The following is an 11394-nucleotide window of genomic DNA, read 5'->3' as shown; positions in this document are numbered from 1 at the left end:
ATGACCGTGCGCAGCGGCTTCGGCAGCGCGTCCATGTCCGGGATGCTGTCGCTCGCCGAGCCGGAACCGGACAGGGCGGCCGCTGCTGGTCGCGGTGGCGGCGGTCGCGGTCCGCCGGCCCCGTACGGCCCGCCGTCCGGCGCACCCCGCGGCGCACCACATCGCCCTGCGCACCCGCCTCCTCGTGCACTCACTGGGGCGGCGCGGACCGCCGTGTCCGGCCTTGGCCGCCGTCGTCTGAACGACAGCGGCCTTCCGAGCCCGGCAGTCCCTCACCCGTATCCCGCGCAGGACAGCTGCGCGTCCCCCAGGAGAACACCATCATGAGCAAGCGGAACAGCCAGGCGGCGAAGACGGCGGCCCGGGAGCGGCTGCGCGCCGAACGCGAGCGCCAGGCCAAGCGGGCCAAGATCAAGCGGCAGATCATCGTCGCCTGCTCGGCCCTGGCCGTCGTGGCGGCGGCCGGCGGCATCGGCTACGCCATCGTCCAGGGCAACAAGCCCACCCGCTGGGAGGCCGCTCAGGACCAGAAGGTCGTCGCACCGGCCAACACCACGGGCAAGGACGGCACGACGGTCGTCATCGGCAAGGACACCGCCAAGAAGACCCTCGCCGTGTACGAGGACCCGCGCTGCCCCGTCTGCGCCCACTTCGAGCAGGCCCTGGGCCCGACCATCAAGAAGGACCTCGACGAGGGCAAGTACAAGCTGCAGTTCGTCGGGGCCACCTTCCTCGACAACAACCTCCAGGGTGAGGGTTCCCGCAAGGCCCTGAGCTCGATGGGTGCCGCGCTGAACGTGAGCCCCGAGGCCTTCCTCGAGTACAAGGCGGCGCTCTACTCGGCCAAGTTCCACCCCGAGGAGACCGACGACAAGTTCAAGGACGACGCCTACCTGATCAAGGTGGCGGACACCGTCGACGCCCTCAAGAACAACAAGGCGTTCCAGAACGACGTCAAGAACGGCACCTTCGACAAGTGGGCGCTGGTCATGAACGACAAGTTCAACGAGGACGGCGAGAAGTACGACTTCCAGGGCACTCCGACCCTCGTGATGGACGGCAAGAAGGTCACGGGCGGCGACGGCCGGAGCGCCCCGATGGTGGTCGACGACTTCACCGCCGCGATCGACAAGGCGCTGAAGGGCTGACCCCTCCAGCGGCGTGACTTCCGCGGCGTAATCCGCGCCGAAGAGCGGGCGAACTTTTGCCGTTCGCCCGCTCTTCGCATGTACCGGTCAGTAATCTGATCGGCCGTGACCAGTCGACACAGATCCTCCGAGAGCCTCAACTCCCTTGCTCCGCGCCGCCGTACGGTCGTCAAGGCCGCGGCGGCCACTGCTGTCCTGGCGGGGCCGTTCGCCGCCGCGCTGCCCGCGCGGGCCGCCACCGGGGCACCCGCCTTCCTGCACGGCGTCGCCTCCGGCGACCCTCTGCCGGACGGCATCCTGCTGTGGACCCGGGTGACCCCCGTGCCCGAGGCGACACCCGGCTCCGGGCTCGGTCCGGACACCGGGGTGAGCTGGGTGGTGGCCACCGACAAGGCGTTCACGAACGTCGTCGCCGAGGGGGCGACCACCGCGACCGCCGCCTCCGACCACACCGTCAAGGCCGACATCCGGGGTCTGAGACCGGCCACCGACTACTGGTTCCGCTTCTCGGCCGGCGGCGCCGACTCCCCCGTCGCCCGCACCCGCACCGCACCCGCCCACGACGCCGCCGTCGCGGGCCTGCGCTTCGGCGTGGTCTCCTGCGCCAACTGGGAGGCCGGCCACTTCGCCGCCTACCGCCACCTCGCGGCCCGCGGCGACCTGGACGCCTGGCTGCACCTCGGGGACTACATCTACGAGTACGGGTCCGGCGCGTACGGAACCCGCGGCACAGTCGTACGGCCGCACGCGCCCGCCCACGAGATCCTCACCCTCGCCGACTACCGCACCCGGCACGCGACGTACAAGACCGACCCCGATCTGCAGGCGCTGCACCACAGTGCGCCGGTCGTCGCGATCTGGGACGACCACGAGTTCGCGGACAACGCCTGGTCCGGCGGCGCGGTCAACCACACCGAGGGCGCCGAGGGTGCCTGGAGTGCCCGCCAGGCGGCGGCCAGGCAGGCCTACTTCGAGTGGATGCCGGTGCGCCCGGCGATCGAGGGCACCACCTATCGACGGCTGCGCTTCGGCAGGCTGGCCGATCTGTCCCTGCTGGACCTACGCTCCTTCCGCTCGCAGCAGGCCACCACGGGCAGCGGCTCGGTCGACGACCCGGACCGTACGCTCACGGGCCGCGCCCAACTCAACTGGCTCAAGGGCGGTCTGAAGGCGTCCGACACCACCTGGCGGCTGATCGGCAACTCGGTGATGGTCTCCCCGTTCGTCGCCGGCTCGCTCCCCGCGCACCTGCTGAGGCCGCTGGCCAAGCTGCTGGGCCTGCCGCAGGAGGGCCTGGCAATCAACACCGACCAGTGGGACGGCTACACCGACGACCGCCGGGAGCTGCTGGCCCACCTGCGCTCGCACGCCATCCGCAACACCGTCTTCCTCACCGGTGACATCCACATGGCGTGGGCCAACGACGTACCCGTGGACGCCGGGACGTACCCGCTGTCGGCTTCGGCCGCCACCGAGTTCGTGGTCACCTCGGTGACCTCCGACAACCTCGACGACATCGTCAGGGCCCCCGAGGGCACGGTCTCGGCGGTCGCCGCGCCGGTGATCCGCGCCGCCAACCGGCACGTGCACTGGGTCGACACCGACCGCCACGGCTACGGCGTACTGGACATCACCGCCGACCGGGCGCAGATGGACTACTACGTGCTGTCCGACCGCACCAGCCCGAACGCGACCGCAGCGTGGGCCCGTTCCTACCGCACGCGCAGCGGCACACAGAAGGTCGAGCGGACCTACGACCCGGTGTAGCCCCGGCCACAGGTTCTCGGCCACAAGCTGCCGGCCACAAGCTGCCGGCTACAGGCTGTCGAGGAAGCCGAGCGCCACCCGCCAGGTGGCCTCGGCGGCCTCCTCGTCGTAGTCCGGCAGTCCGGGGTCGGTGTAGAGGTGGCCCGCGCCCGCATACCGGTAGACCTCCACGTCGGCGCCGATCCGGCCCATCCGCAGATACCAGGCGGTCAGCCAGTCGTCGGTCTCGAAGGGGTCGGGCTCGGCCACGTGCAGCTGGACGGGCAGCTCGTCGGCGCTCGCGTCCGGCGCGATGTCCGAGGTGCCGTGCAGGAGCAGCAGGCCGCGGGCCTTGTCGTCGCCGAGGGCGAGGGTCTGCGCGACGGAGGCGCCCAGCGAGAAGCCGGCGTAGACCAGACCCCGCTCCGAGTAGGGCGCCGCGGCCAGCACGGCCCGCTTGAGCAGCTCGTCCTTGCCGACCTCCTCCTTGAAGGCCATGCCCTCCTCGACCGAGTCGAACGTACGGCCCTCGAAGAGATCCGGCGTCCACACCTCGTGCCCGGCGGCGCGCAGCCGGTCGGCGGCCTGCCGCACCGCGGGTCCGAGGCCGTAGGTCGAGTGGAAGAGCACGATGTTCATGAGGCCATGGTGCCAGCCGGGTACGACAACGCCGGACCGCGACCGTATCCAGGGCCGTATCCAGGAAGGGACGGAAGTCACATGTTCATGCCCGCGCGCCGGCGGTTAGGTGCTCAGGCATGGAGAACATACTCCGACCGCTGATCGTGGTCGGCGGCGCGGTCGCCCTCACCCTGGTCATCGGCTGGGCCACCGACCTGCTGTTGCGCAAGGCCGACGAACGACACCACGACACACCGCTGTGGGGTCTGCTGCGCCGCGCCCGCGTCCCGTATCAACTCGTGCTGTGCGCCGCCCTGTTGAGGGGGTCCTACGACCAGGCCGAACTGCTGGAGGAGCACCGGGTCGGCATCGGCCGGACGCTGACCCTGGTACTGATCGGGTCGGCGGCGTGGCTGGTGATCCGGATCGCGGGGGCCGTCGTGGAGACGTCGTACTCGCGCTACGCCAGCGCCCGCGCCCACCGGGACCCGGCGCGGGTGCGCCGGGTGCGCACGCAGGTCGAGCTGATCATGCGCGTGGTCTCCGCGATCGTCATCGTGGTGGCCGCGGCCTCGATGCTGCTGACCTTCCCGGCGATGCGCGCGGCCGGTGCCTCGCTGCTGGCCTCGGCCGGCATCCTCGGCATCGTCGCCGGTGTCGCCGCGCAGTCCACCCTGAGCAACATGTTCGCCGGGCTGCAGATCGCCTTCGGCGACATGGTGCGGCTCGGCGACACCGTGGTCGTGGACGGGGAGTGGGGCACGGTCGAGGAGATCACGCTGACCTTCCTGACGGTACGGACCTGGGACGAGCGCCGGATCACCATGCCGGTGTCGTACTTCACGTCCAACCCGTTCGAGAACTGGTCGCGCGGCACCCCGCAGATGACCGGCACGGTCTACTTCCACCTGGACCACTCGGCGCCCATGGACGCGATGCGCGAGAAGCTGCGCGACATCCTGCGCGCGTGCCCGGCCTGGGACGGCCGCGCCTACAACCTGCTGATCACGGACACGACGCCGAGCACGATCGAGGTGCGGGCGCTGGTGACGGCGAAGGACGCCGACGACATCTGGACGGTCCGGGTCACGGTCCGCGAACAGCTCCTCCGCTGGCTCGGCGAGCAGCACCCCTACGCCCTCCCCCGCGTCAGCACGGCCGCCGCGGTGCCGCCCCCGGGCCGCCCCGACCGCCATTCCCCGTCCCGCGACGGCGCCGTGTGGCCCCCCTTCGACAAGTCGGGAACGGGCCGCGGCTGACCGGCGGAGGCCGGCACCGGGCGGGCGCACTGCCCGCCCCCGCGCAGCCGCCCCACCGAACCCGCGGGGCCGCGGCGCCCTCCGCCGGCAGGCGGAGGCGGAGGATCCGGCCCTCCCGCCCGGCAGGGCTCAGTGGCCCCGTTCCGCGCCGCCGTTGACCTGGATGATCTGGGAGGTGATGTGGGCGGCGGACGGGGAGGCCAGCCAGTGGAGGGTGGCGGCGATGTCGCCGGGGGTGCCGGGGCGGCCGGTGGAGGTTTCGGCGATGAGCCGGGCGCGGCGGTCGTCGTCCAGCCCGTCGCCGAAGAAGTCGGTGTCCTCGACGTACCCCGGCGCGACCAGGTTCACCGTGATCCCGCGCGGGCCCAACTGGCGGGCCAAGTCGTGGGCGTACGGGTGCAGGGCGGCCTTGGAGGCGGCGTAGGCGCCGCTGCCCGAGCCCCGGTACGCGGCGATGGAGCTGAGGAACAGCACCCGGCCGCCCGGCTCGGCGAGCCGGTCCTTCAGGGCCTCGGTGAGCAGCACGGCGGTCAGGGTGTTGATCCGGAAGTTGACCAGCCAGTTGTCGGCGACGAGGTCGAGCGGATCCTCCCGCTCCACCCGCGGCTCCAGCCGCCCCGACCCTCCCGCGCTGTGGATCAGCACGTCCACCGCTCCGAGCTCGTCGGCCACGAACCGGGCGACTCCCCGCACGCCCGCCACGTTGCTCACATCGGCGGCGTACGTCAGCGCGCCCGGCACCCGCGCCCCGCGCAGCACCTCCTCCCGCCGCCCGAGCAGCAGGACCCGGTCCCCGCCGTCCGCGAAGGCCCGCGCCGCGGCGAGTCCGATCCCCGTGCCGCCCCCGCTGATGACGACGTTGCGACTCATGATCCGAGCGTACCCACGCGGGCCGCGGATCACCGCAGGCTGCGTACGTCCAGATGGCGCAGCACCCGGTCCACGATCTCCGGGTCGGCTCCCGGCTCACTGCGCGCGGCCAGCACCTCGTGCCGCGCCGCGCTCAGCATCTCGTTGTGGATCTGCCGCGTCCGCTTCAGCCGCCGTACGCGCTTGTCGTGCCCCGCCCGGCGCTCCTCCTCCCCCATCTGGGGGCTGATCCGCAGCCCGATGTCGAAGGCCCGCCGCAGCAGCTGCTCCGACATCTCCTCCGGCAGGTCCTCGACCGCCTCGATCTCCCGCAGCCGCCGTCTGGCCGCCCTCGCCGCGCGTCCCGCCAGCTCCTCCTCGAACGCCTTCTCCCGCTCGGCGTCGGCCCGCACCCCCAGCCGCCTGACCAGCCACGGCAGCGTGAGCCCCTGGAGCACGAGCGTCGCGATGATCACCCCGAAGGCGATGAAAATGATCTCGTCCCGGTCGGGGAACGGCGCGCCGCTGTCCGTCTTCAGCGGAATGGCCAGCACGAGCGCCACCGAGGCCACGCCGCGCATCCCGGACCACCACATGACGACGGTCTCCCGCCAGGTCATGGGGATGTCCTCCTCGCGGTCCCGCCGCGCGTGCAGCCGTCTGGTGAGCCAGGTCGCCGGCAGCAGCCACAGCAGCCGTACGGCCACCAGCACGCCCACGACCACGCCCGCCCAGCCGAGCAGCTCGCCCCACCGGCCCGACGCCGTGCGCAGCGCGTTGTGCAGCTCCAGGCCGACCAGCCCGAACGCGATCCCGGTGACGAGCGTCTCCACGACCTCCCAGACCGTGTGCCCGGCCAGCCGGGTCAGCACGTCGTCGGCGTCGGCGGCGTACTCGGACAGGAACAGCGCGGTGGTGAGCACGGACAGGACACCGGAGCCGTGCAGCTCCTCGGCCAGCACGTAGGAGGCGAACGGCACCAGCAGCGTCAGCCCGATCTGCAGCGTCGCGTCCCCCAGCAGGCCCAGCAGCCTGTTCGCGGCCCAGCCGATCGCCAGGCCCACGGCCACCGCCACCACCGCGGACAGCACCAGGTCGAGCCCGGCCCTCCAGGCCGAGAACTCCCCGCTGACGGCGGCGGCGATCGCCACGTGGTAGAGGACGATGGCCGTGACGTCGTTGAACAGGCCCTCACCCTCCAGGATCGACACCAGGCGGCGCGGCAGCCCCAGCTGCCCGGCCACGGCGGTCGCCGCGACCGGGTCGGGCGGCGCGACCAGCGCGCCGAGGGCCACCGCGGCGGCGACGGAGAGCCCCGGCACGATGCTGTGCGAGACGGCGGCGACACAGAAGGTGGTGACGAACACCAGCGCCACGGCCAGCAGGAAGATCGGCCGTTTGTTCGCCGCGAACTGCCGCCAGGACGTGCGCCGTACGGCGGCGTAGAGCAGCGGCGGCAGCAGGAGGGGCAGGATCAGGCCGGGCGGGATGTCGACATTGGGCACGAAGTCGAGCAGCGTGAGGCCGATCCCGAGCAACGTCATCAGGACCGGCGCGGGCAGCCCGAGCCGCTCCCCGAGCGGGACGGTGATCACAGCCCCGAGCAACACGATGAACAGCAGGGCCAACTGATCCACGCTCAGCGCTCCCGCGGGTCGGACGTTCGCACGGCAGGCTTCCAGCCTGCCACGCCGCCCTGCTCACCGGTCTCTTCCGGACCGTGGGCTACACCGCGCGCCGCATCGCCCGGTGCGGGATGCCCGCGTCGGGGAACTCCGGCCCGTACGCCGTGTACCCCAACCGCTCGTAGAAGCCGAGCGCGTGGGTCTGCGCGTGCAGGTCCACCGCCGTGAGGCCACGCGCGCGTGCCGCGTCCTCCAGGGCGCGCACCAGGGCCGCGCCGACACCCAGCCCGCGCGCGTCCCGGATGACGGCGAGCCGCCCCAGGGAGCCGACCGCCCCCTCCCCGCCGGTCCTGGCGGCGGCCGCCTCGCCGTACAGCAGCCGCCCGGTGCCGAGCGGTGTGCCGTCCTCGCGGACCGCCAGCACGTGCACGGCCACGGCGTCGTGGGCGTCGTGGGCGTCGTACTCGATGTCCTGCGGGACGCCCTGTTCGACGACGAAGACCTCCTTGCGCACCGTGAAGCACGCCTCCCGGTCGGCGGGGTCCTCGGCGACGCGCACCTCGTACGGCGTGCTCACGCGTAGGTCTCCTCGCGGACCTGGTCCAGAGCCTTCTGCAGGTCCTCGGGGTAGTCGCTGGTGAACTCCACCCACTGGCCGTCGCCGGGGTGCTCGAAGCCGAGCCGTACGGCGTGCAGCCACTGGCGGGTGAGTCCGAGCCGCTTGGCGAGCGTGGGGTCGGCGCCGTAGGTCAGGTCGCCGACGCAGGGGTGGCGGTGGGCGGCCATGTGGACGCGGATCTGGTGGGTGCGGCCGGTCTCCAGCTTGACGTCGAGCAGGGAGGCCGCGCGGAAGGCCTCGATCAGGTCGTAGTGGGTGACGGAGGGCTTGCCGTCGGCGGTGACGGCCCACTTGTAGTCGTGGTTCGGGTGCCGGCCGATGGGGGCGTCGATGGTGCCGCTGGTCGGGTCCGGGTGGCCCTGGACGAGGGTGTGGTAGCCCTTGTCGACCGTGCGCTCCTTGAACTGGCGCTTGAGCGACGTGTACGCGTACTCGGACTTGGCGACCACCATCACACCGGAGGTGCCGACGTCCAGGCGGTGCACGACACCCTGGCGCTCGGCGGCGCCGGAGGTCGAGATGCGGTAGCCGGCGGCGGCGAGGCCGCCGATGACCGTCGGCCCGGTCCAGCCGGGGCTGGGGTGCGCGGCGACGCCGACCGGCTTGACGATCACGACGACGTCCTCGTCGTCGTGCACGATCTCCATGCCCTCGACCGGCTCGGCGACGACCCGCACGGGCACGGGTGCCTGCGGCATCTCGACCTCGAGCCAGGCCCCGCCGCGCACCCGCTCGGACTTGCCGGCCGCCGCGCCGTCGACCAGCACCTTGCCCGCGGCGGCCAGCTCCGCCGCCTTCGTACGGGAGAAGCCGAACATGCGGGAGATGGCGGCGTCGACGCGCTCGCCCTCCAGGCCGTCGGGCACGGGCAGGGTACGGATCTCGGGAATCGTGCTCACCCCGTCGAGTATGCCGGACGGGTCCGACAGCCCCGCACGCGCGTGCCGTGACCTCAGTCCTTGTGGACGGTGCCGTCCGGGTCCAGGCCCCGGAAGGAGAGCAGCACGATCAGGATGCCGCCGCAGACGATCGCCGAGTCGGCGAGGTTGAAGACGGCGAAGTGCTTGGGCGAGATGAAGTCGACGACCGCGCCCTCGAAGACGCCGGGCGCGCGGAAGATCCGGTCGGTGAGGTTGCCGAGCGCACCACCGAGCAGCAGGCCGAGCGCGATGGCCCACGGCACGCTGTGGAGCTTGCGGACGAGGCGGGCGATCACCACGATCACGACGGCCGCGATGACCGTGAAGATCACGGTGAAGGCCTCGCCGAAGCCGAAGGCCGCGCCCGCGTTGCGGATGGCCTCCAGTTGCAGCCAGTCGCCGATGACGCGGATCGGCGGGCGGTGCTCCAGCTTGGCGACCACGATCATCTTGCTGACCAGGTCGAGGACGTAGGCGACGGCGGCGACCGTGAACAGCACCGCGATCCGGCGCGGGCCGCGGGGCTCGTCCCGCGCGGCGCCGTCCTGCGGTTCGTCCACGCGGGAGGATGTGCCGGGCGTCCCGGCCGCCCTGGCCGCCGCCCCGCCCGCCTCCGTGCCGTCGGTGCCGGGGCCGCCGGCCGGGGCCTGTGCCCCGTCGGCCCCGGACCGCCGGCCGGGCACGGTGTTCCCGCCCGGTCGCTCCTGCCCGGCCCCTGCCGCGTGCGGGGTGTCCGGCGTACCGATGATGCGCTCCGCCTCTGCCACGTGAGTCCCTCGACCTAGGTACCTGACTGAGGACGAGACTACGGCACGCCGCGGATCTCGATCAGTACCGGCGTTCCTGCTTCTGCTTGCACTCCACGCACAGGGTGGCCCGCGGGAAGGCCTGCATGCGGGCCTTCCCGATGGGGTTGCCGCAGTTCTCGCACAGGCCGTAGGTGCCGGCGTCGAGCCGTTGCAGGGCACGCTCGCTCTGGGTGAGCATCTCGCGCGCGTTGGCGGCCAGCGCCATCTCGTGCTCGCGCGTGATGTTCTTGGTGCCGGTGTCGGCCTGGTCGTCCCCCGCGCCGTCGCCGGAGTCCCGCATCAGGCCCACGAGGGACTCCTCGGAGGAGCTGATCTCGGTGCGCAGCCGCTCCATCTCGGACTGCAGCTCCGTGCGCGCCTCGGCGGCCTCCTCCGGGGTCCAGGGGTCCTCGCCCGGGCGCACCGGGAGGTCGCCCGGCTCCACCGCCGCGGCGGCGCGTGCCTTGGGGACGGCGGTCTTCGCCGCCGCGGCCGTGCCAGGAGTCTTCTTCGCAACCACCGTCGTGGCTCCCGTCTGCTTCGCGGCCCGCGCCGCGCCCACCTTCTTGGCCGTCCTCTTCCTGCCCGCACCGCCCCCGGAAACACCCCGGGCCTCCCCGGCGGCACCACCGTCGCCCGTCCCGGCGCCGGCCCCCACCTCCTCGGCAGCCGCCTTCCCGCCGGCGGCACCGGTCTCCTCGCCGCCGGCCCCCGCGACACCCGTCTCCCGGGCGGCCGCCTTCCCGGCGCGGGCCTTCCCGCCGACGCCCCCGTCGGCCACGGCACCCTCACCGACCGCCCTCGCGGCCCCCGCCCCCTCGACAGCCACCTCCTCGGCAGCCGCCTTCCCCGCGCGGGACTTCCCGCCGGTGGCCTCCTTGGTCGTGGCGCCCCCGCCGTCCGCCTCGCGCGCGTGTGCCTTCCCGGCGGGCGGCGCCTTCTTCTCCGCCGTGGGTCCGGGGGCCGTCTTCCTGTGGGCGGTCCTCCCGCCGGTGGTCTCCTTGCCGGTGGTCTCCCGGGCGTCCGCCTGTTCGGCGGCAGACCTCCTGGTGTCCGCCTCCCGCACGGCGGGCTTCTTCGCGGCGGTGCCCTTGGTCCGGGGTTCCCCGGCGGCAGGCCTCTTCGCCGCCGGCGCCGGCTCCTCCGGGGCCGGCGCCCTCGGCTCGGTCTCCTCCGGCGGGGGCTTCCCCGCCGTGGCCTTCTTCGCAGCCGTCTTCTTCGCAGCCGTCCTCTGCGCACCCTCCGCGGGAGGTGCCTGCGTGGCCCTGGTCGGCCCGGGTGTGGGCGGTTTCTTCATGGCCGCTGCCTCCTCTGCGGCCGTGGCCCGGGCCGCCGCCCGAGTGGTCTTCCTGGCCGCACCGCCGGTGGCACCGGTGTTCCGGGACCTGCCGGACGCCGACTGCTCGGCGGTCTTCTTCGCCACCATGGCCGCGGCCCCTTCACATATTGTGATCTTATTCGCGAATCGTGCTGGGACGATAAATCGACTCGAGTCCCGCGGCAACGGGGCACGCCGCCCGATTCGCCTGCCTCGCGTGTGCCGCGGGACCGGCATGCATGCGTTGTGCCCAGCTCTTCGCCGGGTAATCCGATCAGCCGCGCGTCCTGCGATCCGAACGGCCCCGCCGCGCCATTCGGGTCAGCACCCGTCCGGGAAAACCGGTCGGCCGCTGTCCCCCGGGCGCCGTACACTGGGCGGAGCGAGAAGCATGGATGGGGACGAGTAGCGGCGTACGCAGCCCAGAGCGACCCGGGGACGGTGTGAGCCCGGGGGCGAGCGCGGCGTGAAGATCACCCCGGAGCCGCCGGAAGAACACCC

General features: G+C 72.7%; 10 protein-coding genes. 3 read left to right on the top strand and 7 right to left on the bottom strand.

The features are described from left to right. Positions 1 to 323: 323 nt before the first annotated feature. Together DEP02_RS07585 and DEP02_RS07580 are read left to right on the top strand one after the other, a co-directional pair. Entirely contained in the window at positions 324 to 1148 is an 825-nt protein-coding gene (locus tag DEP02_RS07585) for a thioredoxin domain-containing protein (protein ID WP_112466571.1), read from the top strand. A gap of 105 nt (positions 1149 to 1253) precedes the next feature. After that, a complete protein-coding gene (locus tag DEP02_RS07580; protein ID WP_112466570.1) occupies positions 1254 to 2915 on the top strand; it encodes an alkaline phosphatase D family protein in 1662 nt (553 codons plus the stop codon). Positions 2916 to 2963: 48 nt separating this feature from the next. On the opposite strand, the gene DEP02_RS07575 is transcribed toward DEP02_RS07580, so the two are convergent. Beyond that, the gene (locus DEP02_RS07575; protein WP_112466569.1) at positions 2964 to 3533 is read right to left on the bottom strand and encodes a dienelactone hydrolase family protein; all 570 of its coding nucleotides are present in this window, start codon (positions 3531 to 3533) and stop codon (positions 2964 to 2966) included. Positions 3534 to 3652: 119 nt separating this feature from the next. Between DEP02_RS07575 and DEP02_RS07570 the strand changes: the two genes are divergently transcribed. After that, positions 3653 to 4774, top strand: a complete 1122-nt coding sequence (locus tag DEP02_RS07570; protein ID WP_112466568.1) for a mechanosensitive ion channel family protein — start codon at positions 3653 to 3655, stop codon at positions 4772 to 4774. 129 nt (positions 4775 to 4903) lie between these two features. Here DEP02_RS07570 and DEP02_RS07565 read toward each other — a convergent pair whose 3' ends face one another. The 6 genes from DEP02_RS07565 to DEP02_RS07535 form a co-directional block, all read right to left on the bottom strand. Then, entirely contained in the window at positions 4904 to 5644 is a 741-nt protein-coding gene (locus DEP02_RS07565) for an SDR family NAD(P)-dependent oxidoreductase (protein WP_112466567.1), read from the bottom strand. Between the two features lie 29 nt (positions 5645 to 5673). After that, positions 5674 to 7260, bottom strand: a complete 1587-nt coding sequence (locus tag DEP02_RS07560; RefSeq protein WP_112466566.1) for a Na+/H+ antiporter — start codon at positions 7258 to 7260, stop codon at positions 5674 to 5676. Positions 7261 to 7348: 88 nt separating this feature from the next. Then, on the bottom strand, positions 7349 to 7825 hold the full coding sequence (locus tag DEP02_RS07555) for a GNAT family N-acetyltransferase (RefSeq protein WP_112466565.1): 477 nt from the start codon (positions 7823 to 7825) through the stop codon (positions 7349 to 7351). Further along, positions 7822 to 8766 carry an RluA family pseudouridine synthase gene (locus tag DEP02_RS07550; protein WP_112466564.1) on the bottom strand — a complete coding sequence of 315 codons (945 nt, stop codon included), beginning with the start codon at positions 8764 to 8766 and terminating at the stop codon, positions 7822 to 7824. The genes DEP02_RS07555 and DEP02_RS07550 overlap by 4 nt, the downstream gene beginning before the upstream one ends. A 53-nt stretch (positions 8767 to 8819) precedes the next feature. Then, on the bottom strand, positions 8820 to 9554 hold the full coding sequence (gene lspA / locus DEP02_RS07545; protein ID WP_198668334.1) for a signal peptidase II: 735 nt from the start codon (positions 9552 to 9554) through the stop codon (positions 8820 to 8822). 61 nt (positions 9555 to 9615) lie between these two features. Next, positions 9616 to 11001, bottom strand: a complete 1386-nt coding sequence (locus DEP02_RS07535; protein ID WP_112466563.1) for a TraR/DksA family transcriptional regulator — start codon at positions 10999 to 11001, stop codon at positions 9616 to 9618. Positions 11002 to 11394: the final 393 nt, after the last annotated feature.

It is taken from the genome of Streptomyces triticisoli (assembly GCF_003270085.1).
Lineage (GTDB): Bacteria > Actinomycetota > Actinomycetes > Streptomycetales > Streptomycetaceae > Streptomyces > Streptomyces triticisoli.
This window is presented reverse-complemented; position numbering and strand designations above follow the sequence as displayed.